The sequence below is a fragment of the Streptomyces sp. NPDC096193 genome, from assembly GCF_040302905.1.
Classification (GTDB): domain Bacteria; phylum Actinomycetota; class Actinomycetes; order Streptomycetales; family Streptomycetaceae; genus Streptomyces.
Window position 1 is genome coordinate 1 of record NZ_JBEOSJ010000040.1, and the last position, 16079, is coordinate 16079.

The window sequence follows — 16079 nt, forward strand, 5'->3', positions numbered from 1 at the left end:
TCGGCTTTCCGGCGATTCCGACTCTATCAGATCCTTTCGGGCCTGATTCCCGGTCGAACTCGGGTTGCCATTCCGGCTGTTGGGCCGTTCCGACGAGTGAGACTTTAGCGGAATCATCTGCGCCGACGCTAATCGGGGCCGCGTCCGTTCGAACGCAGATTCCTCATTTCGCAAATGCGCACAGAAAGACGGGCGACAAGTGTCGCTCGCTCGTAGTGTGTCCTGCGGAATGGCTGTCCGGGGACCAACCGAAGTCGGTGCTCACGTCGGACAACTCGGAGAACACTACGTACTCGCGTTTGCCGTGTCAACCGGCGCTCGGTGCCGTAGCCTCTGCCGCATGACCTCGCGTACGTGCTTCCTTCAGTGGTGGGCCGCCTGACGGCGGCCGGCACGCACGTATGCACCCAACGGCCGCCGCCTCGGCGGCCGTTTTTGTTCTCCCTTCCCTGGGGCCGGCCGCTCGGGGCGGCGGCTCCGATCAGGAGACGGAGAACGTGATGACGCGGATCTTCAGCGGGATCAAGCCGACCGGGCACCTCACGCTGGGCAACTACCTCGGGGCACTGCGGCGGTGGGTCGAGGTCGACCAGCACGAGGCCGACGCGTTGTTCAGCGTGGTCGATCTGCACGCTCTGACGATCGACCACGATCCCGCGCGGGTACGCAGACTCAGCAGGCAGGGGGCCACGATGATGCTGGCCGCGGGGCTGGATCCGCAGCTGTGCACGCTGTTCGTGCAGAGCCATGTGGACGAACACACCCGGCTCTCGTATCTGCTGGAGTGCACGGCGACGGACGGCGAGCTGCGGCGGATGATCCAGTACAAGGAGAAGGGCGCGCTGGCGCGGGCGGCCGGACAGAGCGTGCGGGTGTCGCTGCTGACCTACCCCGCGCTGATGGCGGCCGACATCCTCGCCTACGGGACGGACGAGGTCCCTGTGGGTGAGGACCAGACGCAGCATGTGGAACTGGCCCGGGATCTCGCGGTGCGGTTCAACCAGCGGTACGGGCACACCTTCACGGTGCCGAAGGCGACGCATCCGCCGGTCGCTGCGCGGGTCATGGACCTTCAGGACCCCACGTCGAAGATGGGGAAGTCGCACGAGTCGGGCGCCGGAATCATCTATCTCCTCGACGACGCGGACGTGGTGCGCAAGAAGATCATGCGTGCGGTGACGGACAGCGGCAGCGAGGTCGCGTACGACCGGGAACACAGTCCGGGCATCGCGAATCTGCTGGAGATCCTGGCGTCCTGTTCCGGTGGGAACCCGTTGGAGTCGGCCGCTGCATACGAGTCGTACGGGGCTTTGAAGAAGGACACGGCCGACGCGGTGGTGGAGCTGCTGAGGCCGGTCAGGGAGCGCTATGCCGGGCTGGCGGCGGACGCGGAATACGTCGACGAGGTGGTGAGGAAGGGAGCGGAGCGGGCCAGGGGGATGGCCCGGCCGAGGGTGAACGCCGCCCATGAGGCGATCGGGCTGCTTCCCGGGTAGGCGGCCGGGTCCGTTCACCGCCGTGGCGCCGCGGCGGTGAACGGACCGGCAGGGGAAGGGCGGCGGTCAGCCGTTGCCGGAGGCGAGCTCGCGGCTGCGGTCGCGGGCCGCCTCGATGGCGGCGATCAGAGCGGCGCGCACGCCGTGGTTCTCGAGTTCGCGGATGGCGCTGATCGTGGTGCCCGCGGGGGAGGTGACGGCTTCACGGAGCTTGACGGGGTGTTCGCCGCTGTCGCGGAGCATGATGGCGGCGCCGATGGCGGCCTGCACGATGAGGTCGTGGGCCTGGGCGCGGGGCAGGCCGAGGAGGATGCCGGCGTCGGTCATGGCCTCGACGAGGAAGTAGAAGTACGCCGGTCCCGAGCCGGACAGGGCGGTGGCCGCGTCCTGCTGGGACTCGGGGACCCGCAGCGTCTTGCCGACGCCGCCGAAGATCTCCTCGGCGTGGGCGAGGTGGCCGGCGGTGGCGTGGTTTCCGGCGGAGATCACGGACATGCCCTCGTCGACGAGCACGGGGGTGTTGGGCATGACACGGACGACAGGGGTGCCTGCGGCCAGGCGCTCCTCGATGAAGGAGGTGGGGATGCCGGCCGCGGCGCTGATGACGAGCCGGTCGGCGGTGATGTGGGGCGCGAGTTCGTCGAGAAGCTTGCCCATGTCCTGGGGCTTCACGGCCAGGATGAGGATGTCGGCCCGCTTGGCGGCTTCCGCGTTGGTGACCGGCTCGACGCCGTAGCGCGTGCGGAGCTCAGTGGCGCGGTCGGAGCGACGGGTGGTGACCAGCAGGTCGGAGGACCGCCAGCCGGCGCGGATCATGCCGCTGAGGAGCGCCTCGCCGATCTTGCCCGTGCCGAGGACTGCGACTGTCTGGGTCATGGATCTGTTCACCTCGCCGGTGGGGATACGTGCGCTCATCCTCGCACCGGGGGCGTGACGGCGCCGGGGCGTCCGAGGGGCGGTACGGGTGGTGAGCCCCGTGCCGTGCCCCCGGACGCCGGTCCGGTCGGCGGCCGGTTGGCGGCCCGTCGGTGCCCGGTCAGAATGCAGTCGGGAAGCGGGCAGGGTGCGGCCGGGTGCCGGTCAGGCGTTGAGGGCGCTGCGGGAGCGCCACTCGCTCCAGGAGAGGTTCCAGTCGCCGTAGCCGTTGCCGGGGGCCACCTGGTCCTTGGAGTTCACCACGCGGACGACGTCGCCGGGGATGACCTGCTCGTAGAACCTGCGGGCGGTGCCGTCGTCGGCGAGGCCGACGCAGCCGTGGGTGACGTTCGCCTCGCCGGCGTGGACGTTCGCCCGCTTGTTCTCGTGGAGGTAGGTGCCCGACGTGGTCAGGTGGACGGCGTAGCCGTACCAGCCGCGGTAGGGGTCGGCGATGTTGACCGTGCGGGAGTCCATGAGGACCTTGCGCTGCTTGTCGAGGACGACCATGGTGCCGTTCCACGTGTCGTAGGGCGGGCGGCCCGCGGTGATCGGGATCTTCTGCGTGGGTGCGCCGTCCTTGACGACCGTCATCCGGTGGGTGCGCACGTCGACCGTGGCCACCAGGGAGCGGGCGATGGTGAAGGACCGGGAGATCTCGGGTCCGGCCTGGACGCTGACCTCGGTGTCCGGCTTCCAGAAGGTACGGGGCCGGAAATCGACCCGCTGGCCCAGGTGGTGGTTGTGGTCCTTGATCCAGGCCCAGGCTCCGTCGACGCCGGGGTCGGCCGTGACCTTGAGCTGTCGTTCCACACCGGCGCGCTCGGCCTGGGGCACGGGCTGGGCGAAGGTCACCGATATGGGCATGCCGACGCCGACGCGTGCGCCGTCGGTGATATTGACGGAGGCCTCGGCGAGGTGGCCGAGGGTGGTGGGCGACACCGGAGTCGCCGTGGGCTTCGGCTTCGCGGGGGCGGAAGCCGTTGCCTCGGGGAGCTCGGCGGCGGCCGCGTCCGGCAGGACGCCGGTGTCCGAGCAGCCGGTGAGCGCGAGTGCGCAGGTCATACCGAGTACGGCGGCGGCGATGTGTCGTCGCATGAGTTTCCTCCCCCTGGGCCGGCTGGTCATCAGCCGGATCGTGTCCGGCTTCTGTACGCACGGCAGGAGGCCGCCGGTTGCACGTCGGGAGGACGGTTTTTCGTGGAACCGCGGAGGGGTGAGGGCTGTCCTACCGCTCGTGACCGAGGAGGAGTTCGACACCTTCTACGCGACCGCTTTCCCCCGGTTGGTGGGGCAGCTGTACGCGCTGACCGGTGATCACGGCGAGGCACAGGATGTCGTCCAGGAGGCGTTCGTCCGTGCCTGGGACCGTCGTGCCTCCTTTCTGGCGGACGAGGCTCCCGAGGCGTGGATCCGTACGGTCGCGATGCGGCTCGCGGTGAGCCGGTGGCGCCGGGCGAAGCGGTGGGTGGAGCTGGTGCGCCAGCAGGCGCCTGCGGACCGGGTGCCGGGCCCCGGTCCGGAACACACCATGCTGGTGGAGGCGTTGCGGCAGCTGCCGGAGCCGCAGCGGCAGGCGGTGGTGCTGCATCATCTGTGCGATCTGAGCGTCGAGCAGATCGCGGCGGAGACGGGGTCCCCTACAGGGACCGTCAAGGCCCGGCTGTCGCGTGGCCGTGCCGCTCTCGCCAAACTGTTGTCTCCGGGTGAGCCCGCGGACGAGAGGGAGGGCAGCCGTGTCTGAGCACGAGCCGGACGAGCTGGATTCCGCGCTGCGGGTGCTGGCCGCGGACGCGTCGGTGCCGCCGGCGTTGTCGGGCGGGCAGATCCGGCGGCGCGGTGAGGCGCGCGGGCGACGCCGACGGGCCGTGGTGGCGACGGCCGCGGTCGTGGTGCTGGGCACGGGTGCCGCGCTGGGGGTGCCGTGGGTGATGGACGGGGCGAAGGAGGTCCGGCGGCCGGTGGCGAGTGAAGCGCCGAAGCCGTCGTTGACGGCTCCTGTGCCGGCGTCCGCCCCTGCCCGTATCGACATCCGCAAGAAGGTGCTGACGTTCGAGCCGGCCGGTGAGAAACCCCGTTCCTTCCGTCTGACGATGAGGGACGACGTCACCGCGGGCGGTGCGAAGGTCAAGTACAAGGACCCGAGGCGGCAGATCCCCGTGTCGCTGTCGGGGCCGTCGGACGGCGGGTACCACATCGAGGCGAGCTGGGTGGTGGAGCTGTCGCTGCCGAGCGGTGAGGTCCTGTATCTGTTCGCGGACGACGCCTCCGGCAGCCCCATGAACCGGAGCGTGCTGCGGGTCCCGGCCGCTGACGCCGGGTGGGTCTACGACCGGCTGAATGTCGGTGACACGGTCACGCTCACGTAGAAGGGTCAGGCCGTACGGCGGCGCAGAGTTGCCGCACCCAGCGCCAGCACCAGAACCGCGCAGGCCGCCACGATCAGCACGTCGCGGATGAAGTCACCCGTGGCGTCCGGATGGTGCAGGACCTCGGTCATGGCGTCGACGGCGTACGACATGGGCAGGACGTTCGAGATCCCTTCCAGGACGGGCTGCATCTGATCGCGCGGGGTGAACAGACCGCAGAGCAGCAGCTGCGGGAAGATCACCGCCGGCATGAACTGCACCGCCTGGAATTCGGAGGCGGCGAAAGCCGAGACGAAGAGGCCGAGTGCTGTGCCGAGCAAGGCGTCGAGCAGCGCGACGAGGAGCAGCAGCCAGGGTGAGCCGACGACGTCCAGGCCCAGCGCCCACAGCGCGAGGCCGGTGGCGAGGAGGGACTGGACGACGGCGACGAGGCCGAAGGCCAGGGCGTAGCCGGCGATCAGATCACCTTTGCCGAGCGGCATGGCGAGCAGTCGTTCCAGGGTGCCGGAGGTGCGTTCGCGCAGGGTGGCGATGGAGGCCACCAGGAACATCGTGATCAGCGGAAAGATGCCGAGCAGCGAGGCGCCGATGGAGTCGAAGGTCCGCTCGCTGGCGTCGAAGACGTAACGCAGCAGGAAAAGCATCACGCACGGGACGAGGACCATCAGGGCGATGGACCGCCGGTCGTGGCGCAGTTGGCGCAGGACGCGGCCGGCGGTGGCGAGGGTGCGGGCGGTGCTCATCGGGCGTTCTCCTGGTCGGCGTCGGTCGAAGCGGTCTCCTGCCGGGCATCGGCGGCACCGGCCGGACCGCGGGCGGCGGCCTGGTCGACCAGGTGCAGGAAGGCGGCCTCGACCGTCTCGGAACGGGTACGGAACCGCAGGTCGTCGGGGGTGTCCTCGGCGAGGATCTCGCCTTCGCGCATGAGCAGGAGGCGGTGGCAGCGTTCGGCCTCGTCCATCACATGGGAGGAGACGAGGATCGTCGTGCCCCGCTCGTCGGCGAGACGGTGGAAGAAGTCCCACAGATCGCGGCGCAGGACGGGATCGAGGCCGACGGTCGGTTCGTCGAGCACCAGCAGTTCGGGGGTGCCGAGGAGGGCGACGGCGAGCGAGACGCGGCTGCGCTGGCCGCCGGAGAGCCGTCCGGCGAGGGCGTCGGCGTGGGAGACGAGGTCGACGTCGGCGATGGCCCGGTCGACGTGCTCGTGGCGGGTCTCGCGGTGCCGGCGTCCGGGCTCCAGGACCGAGGCGAAGTACTCCAGGTTCTGGCGCACCGTCAGGTCGTCGTAGACCGACGGGGCCTGGGTGACATAGCCGATGCGGGAGCGGAGGGCCGCGTCGCCCGCGGGCCTGCCGAGGACGTCGAGTGTGCCGGTGACGTGGGCCTGGGTTCCGACGAGTGCGCGCATGAGGGTCGATTTGCCGCAGCCGGACGGTCCGAGGAGGCCGGTGATCCGGCCGGGTGTGACGGTGAAGTCGATACCGCGCAGGACGGTGCGGTCCCCCCGTACGACGGTGAGGCCGCGGGCCAGTACGGCAACCCCAGAGGAATTCATCATGCGATGAATAATGCTCGCGGGAGCGCCCTCCGTCAAGAGACGGGATCGGCCGCCGCCGAGAGATGGGGGGCGGGTCAGGGCGATCCCTTATGGCGGTTCGGGGGACGGGCGGACGACCGTGGGCATATGAGCCACAACAGTGAGATCTCCAGGGCCGAGCAGCGGCGGCTCGCCGTCGCCTCGGCGACACTCGGGCCGTGGCGTGCGGCCGCGGCGGTCGGCGGACTGGGCGGGGGTGTCGCGCTCGCGCTGGGTGCGATCAGCGACGGCGTCGGGCTCGGCCTGGTGGCCGGCTCGCTCTCGGTCGGGCTGATGCTGTTCTTCATGGTCGGCGGGGCGGGCGCGGTGCTCGGCGGACGACCGGAGACGGGCAGCCCCTCCGACCGGACGGGCCATCCCTCCGACCGGCGGATACTGCGGTGGGCAGCGGCCCACCCGTGGCGAGTCGCCGTCGTGCCCGGCGCGCTGATGGCGGCCACCGATGTGGTGGTGCATCAGGCGCTCACGTCACAGGGATTCTCCTCCGGCGTCTGGGACAGCCTGTGGAGGGGCCTGATCGTGACGGGAGTCGTGGGGCTGATGGGGCGGTTCTCGAACCGAAAGGGGTGAGGAGGCGGGCGGGCGTTGTGGCGAGGTGCGCTTTCGGGGCGCAGGGCGCAGCGTTGGGCCCGCCGCGGCCGCTCGGCGCGGCCGCGTACCGCCCGGTGTGCGTCGTGCCCGCCGCTAGCGGCGGCGGGGCTTGCCGCCCTTGCTCTTGCGGGCAGCCGGGTTGCCGGTGCGGGTGGCGCGGCGCTTCTCGTACTGGGCGCGGGCCGTCTCGTACTCCTCGCGGTGCAGCTTTTCGCCCGGCGCCTCGACGAGCGAGCGGAGGAAGTACGCCAGGAGGACGCCGACGAAGCCGATCGCCCGGAGGCTGCGCAGCGCGTCCGGGGTGACCACGCCGGTGGGCCGGCTGCTGAAGCCCTCCCACGTCTTACGGAACGCGATGGCGCTGCAGACCGCGAACATGACGACGACCAGCATGTTCACGAAGCCGCCGACGGCGGCGATCTCAAGGCCCTGATAGGCGAACCGCAGCACCAGACAGGCGGCGACGGCGGCGAGCAGCGAACCGGCGGCCGCGCCGACCCGGCGCAGCCCGTAACCCTCGTCGTGACCGACCCAGGTCGTTCCGAAGAAACGAATGGGCTCGGGCTGGGGACCGGCGCCGGTCTGCACGCCGCTGTCACCCTGAACGCCGCCGTCACCCTGCAAGCCGCCGCCGGTCTGCACGCTGCTGTCGTTCTGCACGCTTCTGTCGCTCTGCTCGCTCACGAGGTCGATTATCCCCTCGGAACCGCGCGGTCAGGAGCAGCGGATGGTCACATATCCATCGCTGCCGGTGCGTACGTAGGCGTCGGAGACGAACTGGCCGTTGGCGATGTTGTCCCAGAGGTTGGTGGTGCCGTAGGGGCCGCTGATCCGCTCCCCCGGCTTCTGGCAGTTGATCGGAACGCTGGCGCCGAGCGGAAGCACCTTCACGAGCCGGTAATTCGTGCCGGGGCCACTGCGGACGTTCACGCGGTGGCCGGGCGCGATCGGGTAGCGCTTGGCTGACCGGGCACCGACGTCCCCGTCGGCGGCCTCTTCGACGTCCGCCTCGGCAAGATCGTCGATTTCAGGACGTACTTCCTCAAGTGCCATGAAAATATCCCCCGTTGCTGTATGCGCATTGTCCGGGCACTGTACGCCGCGCAGGCTGACAAGCCACACCTGTATCGCACGCACCATCGACTAGGCTCCGTGAGTCGCGCGTGCGCACCACGAACACGGGGGTGGGAGATGCCACCGCTGCGCAGCACCGGGCCATCGCCGGAAGCGGAGCATCCGGAGTATGCCGGGCAGTACCGCCTCGAGGGATGCCTCGGAACAGGCGGCATGGGGGTGGTACATCTGGCCACATCCGCATCCGGGCTGCGGCTCGCCGTCAAGGTCATCCACGCCGAGCATGCGTCCGACCCGGAGTTCAGGGCCCGCTTCCGGCAGGAGGTCGCCGCCGCCCGCAGGGTCAGTGGCGCCTTCACCGCGCCCGTCGTGGACGCCGACCCGGAAGCCGAACGGCCCTGGATGGCCACGCTGTTCATCGACGGGCCCACCCTCGCCGAGCGGGTGAAGCGGAACGGTCCGCTGAGCTCCGACGAACTGCGCAGGGCCGGCGCCGGGCTCGCCGAGGCGCTGCGCGACATCCATCGCGCCGGCGTGGTGCACCGCGATCTCAAGCCGAGCAATGTGCTGCTCGCGCCCGACGGGCCGAAGGTGATCGACTTCGGGATCTCCCGCCCCTCGGACAGCGATCTGCGAACGGAGACCGGGAAGCTGATCGGTACGCCGCCGTTCATGGCGCCCGAGCAGTTCCAGCGGCCGCGCGAGGTGGGACCCGCCGCGGACGTGTTCGCGATGGGTGCGGTGCTGGTGCACGCGGCGACCGGACGCGGGCCCTTCGACTCGGACAGCCACTACATCGTGGCGTACCAGGTGGTGCACAATGAACCCGAACTGGCGGGCGTGCCGGCCGATCTCGTACCGCTGTTCCGGCGTTGCCTGGCGAAGGATCCGGCGGACCGGCCGACGCCGTACGAGGTGATGGTCGCGCTGCGGGAGTCCTCACCCTCCTCGTCGTGCGACACCCAGGCGTACATTCCGGGGCCGCGTACGCCGGATCCCCGAGAGAGCGCGCCGCGGGTCGCGGACGGCGTGCCCGAGGCCGCGGACGAACGACCGCGCGCACGGCGGGCCGGCGGCAGGCTGCGGTGGGCGGCCGCGGGCCTGGCGGTGCTGGTCACGGCCGGGATCGCCGTCGTGAACGCCGTCGCGGACGACGCCCCGTCACCGCCGGTGTCCACCGCGCCCCGCGGCGAACAGGCCTTCCGGGCCTGGAGTGTGCCGCTGACCGGCGGCGACGCGGAGAACAAGACCCCGGTCTGCGGTGCGGCGGGCAGCCGTCTGTACTGCGCGGCGCCCGGGATCGGGGCCGTCCGCCTCGACCCGGCGGACGGCACGAAGGACTGGTCGCTGCCGGCCGGCAAGGCTTCCGCGCAGACCGACGAGGGGCAGACCGACGCGGGCGTGACGCCCGTGGCCGCGGGCGGACTGCTGCACGTCGTCACACCCGGTGGGGACCGGCTCTACACGCTCGACCCGGCATCCGGTGCGGTACGGCGGCAGACCGACATCTCGCGGTACTCGACCGTGCGGTACGCCGGTGACGTCGTGCTGCTGGTGACCGACAGCGGGCTGGTGCGGGCCGTCGACGCGGCGACGGGTGCGGAACGCTGGACCCAGAAGCGCGGCGGCGTCGGCACCCAGTGGGTCTCCTCCCCGGGCGCGAAGGGACCGGCGATGTCCGCGACGCCCTCGGCGGACGGAACGTCCACAGTGGTGGCCTCGGTCGACCCGGCGAGCGGCGACCAGCTGTGGGAGAAGCGGATCAAGGGCTCGCTGACGCCTGTCCAGACCGTGGCCGGCGAGCTGTACCTGCTCTCCGCCGACCTCGACGGCTACACGGACGCGGTCGTACGGGTGAGGGTGGGCGTCGGGGACGACCGCACGGTCCGCCGTGTCCCGCTGGGTACCCCGGTCGACCAGGCCCAGGCGTCGGTCCACGGCGGCTCGGTGTACGTGAGCGGGTCGGGCGGTTCACTGCTCGCGGTCGGCGACAAAGGGGTGCGGTGGCGGCTGGAGACGGCGGTGACGCATCTGTCGCGTCCGGTAGCGGACGCGCGCGGGGTGTACGTCTCGGCCGGTGACGGGCGGCTGCTGGCGGTGGACGCGGTACGCGGGGCACTGACCGGTCAGACGAAGCCGCGGATGGACGACGGGAAGTTCACGTTCGCGTCCGCCCTGCCGGCGCCGGTCGTTCTGGCGGGACGGGTGTACGCGACGGCGCCGGACGGGTCGGTGTTCGGGGTGAAGGCGGGGGATGCGGGGCGGTGGTGAGTGGCCTGCGGCCGTGTCCTCAAACGCCGGACGCGCTGAACCTGCCCGCCCCAGCCCGCGCATCGCAGAGGCGGAAGACATCCCGGACCGCGACCCGGCACACGGTCGTCACCCGCGTCCCGCCGCAGACCCGCCGTGGCAGGTGCACGGCCTGCGGCCGTGTCCTCAAACGCCGGACGCGCGAACCTGCCCGCCCCAGCCCAGGGTCGGCCGAGGCGGGGAGGCCCGGACCGTCGGGCGCCGGGCGGGCCGCCCAGGCCGCGCGTCAGCCGAGGAGGGAGACGTCCCGGACCGCGCCCTTGTCCGCGCTTGTCGCCATCGCCGCGTACGCCCGCAGCGCCGCCGACACCTTCCGTTCGCGGTTCTTCGGTGCGTACGTGCCCGCCAGGGCCTCGCGGCGGGACGCCAGTTCCTCGTCCGCGACCAGCAGGTCGATCGTGCGGTTCGGGATGTCGATGCGGATGCGGTCGCCGTCCTCGACGAGCGCGATCGTGCCGCCCGAGGCCGCCTCGGGTGAGGCGTGGCCGATCGACAGCCCCGACGTGCCGCCCGAGAAGCGGCCGTCCGTCACCAGTGCGCAGGCCTTGCCCAGGCCCCGGCCCTTGAGGAAGGACGTCGGGTAGAGCATCTCCTGCATACCGGGGCCTCCCTTGGGGCCCTCGTAGCGGATGACGACGACGTCGCCCTCCTTGATCTGCTTGGTGAGGATCTTGTCGACCGCCTCTTCTTGCGATTCGCAGACGACGGCCGGGCCCTCGAAGGTCCAGATCGACTCGTCCACGCCGGCCGTCTTCACGACACAGCCGTCCACGGCGAGATTTCCCTTCAGCACGGCGAGACCGCCGTCCGCGGAGTACGCGTGCTCCAGGTCACGGATGCAGCCGCCGGCCGCGTCCACGTCCAGCGAATCCCATCGCTCCGACTGCGAGAAGGCCTCCGCCGAACGCTTGCAGCCCGGGGCCGCGTGCCACAGTTCGACCGCTTCCTCGGACGGGGAGCCGCCGCGCACGTCCCAGGTGCCGAGCCATTCCTTGATGCCCGGCGAGTGGACGGTGTGCACGTCCTCGTTGAGCAGGCCCGCCCGGTACAGCTCGCCGAGGATCGCCGGGATGCCGCCGGCCCGGTGCACGTCCTCCATGTAGTACGTGCCGCCGGGCGCGACGTTCGGCGCCACCTTGGCCAGACAGGGCACGCGCCGCGAGACGTCGTTGATGTCGTCGAGGTCGTAGTCCAGCTCGGCCTCCTGCGCGGCGGCGAGCAGGTGCAGGATCGTGTTGGTCGAGCCGCCCATGGCGATGTCGAGCGCCATGGCGTTGTCGAAGGCCGCGCGGGTGGCGATGTTGCGCGGCAGGACGCTCTCGTCGTCCTCGGTGTAGTACCGCTTGGTGATGTCGACGACCGTGCGGGCGGCGTTCTCGTACAGCGCGCGGCGGGCGGTGTGGGTGGCGAGCACCGAGCCGTTGCCGGGCAGGGAGAGGCCGATCGCCTCGGTCAGGCAGTTCATCGAGTTGGCGGTGAACATGCCGGAACACGAACCGCAGGTCGGGCAGGCGTTCTCCTCGATACGGAGGATGTCCTCGTCCGAGACGTTCTCGTTGACCGCGTCCGAGATCGCGTTGATCAGGTCCAGCTTGCGGACCGTGCCGTCGACGAGCGTCGCCTTGCCGGCCTCCATCGGGCCGCCGGAGACGAACACGGTGGGGATGTTGAGGCGCAGGGCGGCCATCAGCATGCCCGGAGTGATCTTGTCGCAGTTGGAGATGCAGATCAGCGCGTCGGCGCAGTGCGCCTCGACCATGTACTCCACGCTGTCGGCGATCAGGTCGCGCGAGGGCAGCGAGTAGAGCATGCCGCCGTGGCCCATCGCGATGCCGTCGTCGACCGCGATCGTGTTGAACTCACGCGGCACCGCGCCCGCCGCCAGGATCGCCTCGGAGACGATCCGGCCGACCGGGGCGAGGTGGGTGTGGCCGGGCACGAACTCGGTGAAGGAGTTGGCGACCGCGACGATCGGCTTGCCGATGTCCGCGCTCGCTACGCCTGACGCCCGCATAAGGGCGCGGGCACCCGCCATGTTGCGGCCGTGGGTGACTGTGCGGGACCTCAGCTCGGGCATCGTCGCTCGCTCCTCGATAGGGGTCGGACTCATTCGAGCGTACGCCGCCGATCCAAGATCTGGACACACCGTCCGCCATGCGGGACGCGCGGCTCACGCTTCGGTCAGATACCGCTGCAGCGTGGGAGCCACCATCGCCACGATGGCCTCGGGATCGGCCGAGGCCAGGGGCTCCACCTTGATGACGTAGCGCAGGATCGCGATGCCGATCATGTGCGAGGCCGCGAGCTCCGCGCGGAACTTCGGGTCCGGCACGTCCAGCTCCCCGGCGATCCTCTCCAGCAGCCGCCGCAGCAGGAAGCCGCGCAGCACCGTCGCCGCCGCGTCATGGGTGAGCGCGGAGCGGATGATCGCCAGCAGCGGGCCCCGGGTGGCCGGGTTCTCCCACACGCCGATGAAGAAGCGGGCGAGCCGCTCGCCGATGCCGTCGGTGCCCTGTCCCAGGATCACCGGGACGACCACGCTCGGTTCGAAGGACACCTCGATGGCGGCCGCGAAGACCTCGTCCTTCGTACCGAAGTAATGATGGACCAGGGCCGCGTCCACGTCCGCCGCCCTGGCGATGCCGCGGACGGTCGTCTTGTCGTAGCCGCGTTCCGCGAACTCGGTGCGGGCGGCCTCCAGGATCCGCTCCCGGGCACCGGGGCCCTCGGCCGCCCCCGTACGGGCCGGGCGGCCGCGGCGCCGGGGCGCCGTCGGGTCCGTCATGAGCCGCGCACTCCCGACGAGGTGGCGGACGCCAGGTGCAGCCGGGTGAAGGCGAGGGCCTCCGCGAGGTCGGCCTCGCGTTCGGCCGCGGACATCGCGCGCCGGGTGTTGACCTCGATGACCACATGACCGTCGAAGCTGCCACGGGCGAGCCGCTCCAGCAGCTCGGCGCACGGCTGGTTGCCGCGGCCCGGCACGAGGTGCTCGTCCTTCGCGGACCCCTTGCCGTCGGCCAGGTGGACGTGTGCGAGCCGGTCGCCCATGCGGTCCACCATCGCCATGGTGTCCACGCGGGAGGTCGCCGTGTGCGAGAGGTCCACCGTGAAGTGGCGGTAGTCCTCCTTGGTGACGTCCCAGTCGGGGGCGTACGCGAGCATCTCGCGGTCCCGGTAGCGCCACGGGTACATGTTCTCGACGGCGAAGCGCACATCCGTCTCGTTCGCCATCCGCCAGATACCGCTGACGAAATCCCGGGCGTACTGGCGCTGCCAGCGGAACGGCGGGTGCACCACGACCGTGGACGCGCCCAGCTTCTCGGCGGCGGCCCGGGCACGCTGGAGCTTCACCCACGGGTCGGTGGACCACACCCGCTGGGTGATCAGCAGACACGGGGCGTGGATCGCGTGGACCGGCACCTGGTGATAGTCGGAAAGGCGGCGCAACGCCTCGATGTCCTGACTGACGGGATCGGTCCAGACCATGACCTCGACGCCGTCGTAGCCCAGGCGCGCGGCGATCTCGAAGGCCGTCGCCGTCGACTCCGGATAGACGGAAGCCGTCGACAGGACAACCTTCGCATCCGGGATGCGCACCACTGGTTCTGCCACGGAGACAGGGTACGGGCCCCCGCTAGGGAGTGGGGAGGTGATCCAGACGGCGCAGGATCACTCCCTCACGCAGCGCCCAGGGGCAGATCTCCAGCACCTGCGCGCCGAAAAGCTCCATCGCACCCTCCGCGACCAGGGCTCCCGCCAGTAGCTGGGGGGCGCGGCTCTCGGAGACCCCGGGCAGGGCGCAGCGCTGCTCAGCCGTCATCCCGGCGAGTTTCGGGACCCATTCCTGCAACGATTTATGACTTAGTTCACGCTGCACGTACAGACCCTCCGCGGAGCGCGCCGCTCCCGCGATACGGGCCAGCTGCCGGAACGTCTTGGACGTCGCCACTATGTGGTCGGGCTTGCCGAAGCGGCTGAACTCACCCACCGTACGAGCGATTTCAGCACGCACATGGCGACGCAGCGCTCGAACATCCTCGGGGTCCGGCGGGTCTCCCGGCAGCCGCCCCGCGGTCAGCCGGCCCGCGCCGAGCGGCAGCGACACCGTGGCGTCGGGCTCCTCGTCGATCCCGTACGCGATCTCCAGCGAGCCGCCGCCGATGTCGAGGACGAGCAGCTTGCCGGCGGACCAGCCGAACCAGCGGCGAGCGGCCAGAAAGGTGAGCCGCGCCTCCTCCTTGCCGGTGAGCACCGTGAGGTCGATGCCCGTCTCGGCCTTGACCCGGGCCAGCACCAGGTCGGCGTTGGTGGCCTCCCGTACGGCGGAGGTCGCGAAACTCAGCACCTGCTCGCAGCCCTGGTCCTCGGCGGCCTGAGCGGCGCCCGCGACGGTCTCGATCAGCCGGTCGACACCCTCGGGGCCTATGGCGCCCGCCTCGTCCAGCAGCTCGGCGAGCCGCAGCTCCGCCTTGTGCGAGTGGGCGGGCAGCGGGCGGGCACCGGGGTGCGCGTCCACCACCAGAAGGTGCACCGTGTTCGAACCGACGTCGAGAATTCCGAGTCTCATGGAGCGAACGCTACTGCCGGGGCGCGCATACGCTGGACCTGTGCCAAAGACGAAAAAGGCGAAGCAGGGCAAAGCCCTCCCCCCGAAGATGATCCAGGACGACGAGAAGGGTCTGGACTTCGCTCGCGCGTGGGTGGAATTCCCTGATCCCGCCGACGACGAACAGGTGTTCCGCTGTGACCTGACCTGGCTCACCTCCCGCTGGGCGTGCATCTTCGGCAGCGGCTGCCAGGGCATCCAGGCGGGCCGCGCCGACGACGGCTGCTGCACGCTGGGGGCGCACTTCTCCGACGAGGACGACGAGAAGCGGGTCGCGGAGCATGTCGCGCGGCTGACGCCGGAGCTGTGGGAGTTCCACGACGTGGGAAACGAGACGGGCTGGGTGGAGGTCGACGACGACGGCGAACGCCAGACGCGCCGCTGGAAGGGCTCGTGCATCTTCCAGAACCGCCCGGGCTTCGCGGCGGGTATGGGCTGTTCGCTGCACATCCTCGCGCTGCGGGAGGGCCGGGAGCCGCTGGAGACGAAGCCGGACGTGTGCTGGCAGTTGCCGGTGCGCCGTACGTACGAGTGGATCGAGCGCCCGGACGACACGAAGGTGCTCCAGGTCTCGATCGGCGAGTACGACCGCAGGGGCTGGGGCCCCGGGGGCCACGACCTCCACTGGTGGTGCACCTCGGCGACGTCGGCGCACGGGGCGGGGGATCCGGTGTACGTGACGTACAAGCCGGAGCTGACGGAGCTGATGGGCAAGGAGGCGTACGAGGTCCTGACGGAGCTGTGCGAGGCGCGGCTGGCCTCGCAACTGCCGTTGGTGGCACCGCATCCGGCGGACCCGAAGTAGGGGGCGGCGGGGGGTTGCGCCTGGGCTTGGGGCTGTTGTCCGGCGTGGGGTCGGGGGGTGACGGGTGCCTGTGCGGCGTCGGGTCCATGGGGCTCGGGCCTTTGTGCGGCGTCGGGTCGCGGGGGTGGGTGGCTGGGCCTCGGGGCCTTGTTCGGCGTCGGGTCCCGGGGGTGGGTACATGTGCCTCAGGTTCTTGTCCGGCGTCGGGTCCGGGGGCCCTCCGGGCTCGACTCCTCGGGGTCGGCGGCGTACAGGTTCCTTGCATTGGTCACCCGGGTCTTGCCGCCGATCCCCTGCGGGGCCGACCCTGCAC

The 16079-nt window shown here is 70.8% G+C and carries 16 protein-coding genes; 6 read left to right on the top strand and 10 right to left on the bottom strand.

Annotated elements, in window-relative coordinates; genetic code table 11:
- Nucleotides 1-500 precede the first annotated feature (500 nt).
- Complete coding sequence (gene trpS / locus ABTX78_RS33915) at nucleotides 501-1496, top strand: tryptophan--tRNA ligase (RefSeq protein WP_352210623.1); 996 nt, start codon at nucleotides 501-503, stop codon at nucleotides 1494-1496.
- A gap of 66 nt (nucleotides 1497-1562) precedes the next feature.
- On the opposite strand, the gene proC is transcribed toward trpS, so the two are convergent.
- Both proC and ABTX78_RS33925 read right to left on the bottom strand, forming a co-directional pair.
- The gene (gene proC, locus ABTX78_RS33920; RefSeq protein WP_352210624.1) at nucleotides 1563-2372 is read right to left on the bottom strand and encodes a pyrroline-5-carboxylate reductase; all 810 of its coding nucleotides are present in this window, start codon (nucleotides 2370-2372) and stop codon (nucleotides 1563-1565) included.
- A 204-nt stretch (nucleotides 2373-2576) separates the two neighbouring features.
- Complete coding sequence (locus ABTX78_RS33925; protein WP_352210625.1) at nucleotides 2577-3509, bottom strand: L,D-transpeptidase; 933 nt, start codon at nucleotides 3507-3509, stop codon at nucleotides 2577-2579.
- Between the two features lie 139 nt (nucleotides 3510-3648).
- Between ABTX78_RS33925 and ABTX78_RS33930 the strand changes: the two genes are divergently transcribed.
- Complete coding sequence (locus tag ABTX78_RS33930) at nucleotides 3649-4155, top strand: SigE family RNA polymerase sigma factor (RefSeq protein ID WP_352210626.1); 507 nt, start codon at nucleotides 3649-3651, stop codon at nucleotides 4153-4155.
- A complete protein-coding gene (locus tag ABTX78_RS33935; RefSeq protein WP_352210627.1) occupies nucleotides 4148-4780 on the top strand; it encodes a hypothetical protein in 633 nt (210 codons plus the stop codon). The genes ABTX78_RS33930 and ABTX78_RS33935 overlap by 8 nt, the downstream gene beginning before the upstream one ends.
- 5 nt (nucleotides 4781-4785) lie before the next feature.
- Here the strand turns inward: ABTX78_RS33935 and ABTX78_RS33940 are convergent, their stop codons facing one another.
- Together ABTX78_RS33940 and ABTX78_RS33945 are read right to left on the bottom strand one after the other, a co-directional pair.
- Nucleotides 4786-5523: an ABC transporter permease gene (locus tag ABTX78_RS33940; protein WP_352210628.1), complete on the bottom strand. Its 738-nt coding sequence runs from the start codon at nucleotides 5521-5523 to the stop codon at nucleotides 4786-4788.
- The gene (locus ABTX78_RS33945) at nucleotides 5520-6341 is read right to left on the bottom strand and encodes an ABC transporter ATP-binding protein (protein WP_352210629.1); all 822 of its coding nucleotides are present in this window, start codon (nucleotides 6339-6341) and stop codon (nucleotides 5520-5522) included. Before ABTX78_RS33945 ends, ABTX78_RS33940 begins: the two co-directional genes overlap by 4 nt.
- A gap of 126 nt (nucleotides 6342-6467) precedes the next feature.
- On the opposite strand from ABTX78_RS33945, the gene ABTX78_RS33950 reads away from it, so the two are divergent.
- Entirely contained in the window at nucleotides 6468-6950 is a 483-nt protein-coding gene (locus ABTX78_RS33950) for a hypothetical protein (protein ID WP_352210630.1), read from the top strand.
- Nucleotides 6951-7064: 114 nt separating this feature from the next.
- Here the strand turns inward: ABTX78_RS33950 and ABTX78_RS33955 are convergent, their stop codons facing one another.
- The gene (locus ABTX78_RS33955; protein WP_352210654.1) at nucleotides 7065-7595 is read right to left on the bottom strand and encodes a hypothetical protein; all 531 of its coding nucleotides are present in this window, start codon (nucleotides 7593-7595) and stop codon (nucleotides 7065-7067) included.
- A gap of 90 nt (nucleotides 7596-7685) precedes the next feature.
- On the bottom strand, nucleotides 7686-8024 hold the full coding sequence (locus tag ABTX78_RS33960; RefSeq protein WP_352210655.1) for a peptidase: 339 nt from the start codon (nucleotides 8022-8024) through the stop codon (nucleotides 7686-7688).
- 138 nt (nucleotides 8025-8162) lie between these two features.
- Here ABTX78_RS33960 and ABTX78_RS33965 point away from each other — a divergent pair, with 138 nt between their 5' ends.
- Nucleotides 8163-10316 carry a serine/threonine-protein kinase gene (locus ABTX78_RS33965; protein WP_352210631.1) on the top strand — a complete coding sequence of 718 codons (2154 nt, stop codon included), beginning with the start codon at nucleotides 8163-8165 and terminating at the stop codon, nucleotides 10314-10316.
- A gap of 265 nt (nucleotides 10317-10581) precedes the next feature.
- On the opposite strand, the gene ilvD is transcribed toward ABTX78_RS33965, so the two are convergent.
- The 4 genes from ilvD to ABTX78_RS33985 form a co-directional block, all read right to left on the bottom strand.
- The gene (gene ilvD / locus ABTX78_RS33970) at nucleotides 10582-12432 is read right to left on the bottom strand and encodes a dihydroxy-acid dehydratase (RefSeq protein WP_352210632.1); all 1851 of its coding nucleotides are present in this window, start codon (nucleotides 12430-12432) and stop codon (nucleotides 10582-10584) included.
- A 93-nt stretch (nucleotides 12433-12525) separates the two neighbouring features.
- The gene (locus ABTX78_RS33975; RefSeq protein ID WP_352210633.1) at nucleotides 12526-13140 is read right to left on the bottom strand and encodes a TetR/AcrR family transcriptional regulator; all 615 of its coding nucleotides are present in this window, start codon (nucleotides 13138-13140) and stop codon (nucleotides 12526-12528) included.
- Nucleotides 13137-13967, bottom strand: coding sequence for a sugar phosphate isomerase/epimerase family protein (locus ABTX78_RS33980; RefSeq protein WP_352210634.1), 831 nt, complete (start codon nucleotides 13965-13967; stop codon nucleotides 13137-13139). Before ABTX78_RS33980 ends, ABTX78_RS33975 begins: the two co-directional genes overlap by 4 nt.
- A gap of 22 nt (nucleotides 13968-13989) precedes the next feature.
- Complete coding sequence (locus tag ABTX78_RS33985; protein ID WP_352210635.1) at nucleotides 13990-14922, bottom strand: Ppx/GppA family phosphatase; 933 nt, start codon at nucleotides 14920-14922, stop codon at nucleotides 13990-13992.
- A gap of 40 nt (nucleotides 14923-14962) precedes the next feature.
- On the opposite strand from ABTX78_RS33985, the gene ABTX78_RS33990 reads away from it, so the two are divergent.
- Nucleotides 14963-15766 (top strand): DUF3109 family protein, encoded by an 804-nt coding sequence (locus ABTX78_RS33990; RefSeq protein WP_502994048.1) that lies wholly within the window; start codon nucleotides 14963-14965, stop codon nucleotides 15764-15766.
- Nucleotides 15767-16079 lie beyond the last annotated feature (313 nt).

Excerpts from the sequence above, each read along its gene's own strand:
- ABTX78_RS33965 (WP_352210631.1), top strand. The coding sequence starts at position 8,163 with ATGCCACCGCTGCGCAGCACCGGGCCATCGCCGGAAGCGGAGCATCCG.
- proC (WP_352210624.1), bottom strand. The coding sequence starts at position 2,372 with ATGACCCAGACAGTCGCAGTCCTCGGCACGGGCAAGATCGGCGAGGCG.
- ilvD (WP_352210632.1), bottom strand. The coding sequence starts at position 12,432 with ATGCCCGAGCTGAGGTCCCGCACAGTCACCCACGGCCGCAACATGGCG.
- ABTX78_RS33945 (WP_352210629.1), bottom strand. The coding sequence starts at position 6,341 with ATGATGAATTCCTCTGGGGTTGCCGTACTGGCCCGCGGCCTCACCGTC.
- trpS (WP_352210623.1), top strand. The coding sequence starts at position 501 with ATGACGCGGATCTTCAGCGGGATCAAGCCGACCGGGCACCTCACGCTG.
- ABTX78_RS33940 (WP_352210628.1), bottom strand. The coding sequence starts at position 5,523 with ATGAGCACCGCCCGCACCCTCGCCACCGCCGGCCGCGTCCTGCGCCAA.
- ABTX78_RS33985 (WP_352210635.1), bottom strand. The coding sequence starts at position 14,922 with ATGAGACTCGGAATTCTCGACGTCGGTTCGAACACGGTGCACCTTCTG.
- ABTX78_RS33960 (WP_352210655.1), bottom strand. The coding sequence starts at position 8,024 with ATGGCACTTGAGGAAGTACGTCCTGAAATCGACGATCTTGCCGAGGCG.
- ABTX78_RS33975 (WP_352210633.1), bottom strand. The coding sequence starts at position 13,140 with ATGACGGACCCGACGGCGCCCCGGCGCCGCGGCCGCCCGGCCCGTACG.
- ABTX78_RS33925 (WP_352210625.1), bottom strand. The coding sequence starts at position 3,509 with ATGCGACGACACATCGCCGCCGCCGTACTCGGTATGACCTGCGCACTC.
- ABTX78_RS33950 (WP_352210630.1), top strand. The coding sequence starts at position 6,468 with ATGAGCCACAACAGTGAGATCTCCAGGGCCGAGCAGCGGCGGCTCGCC.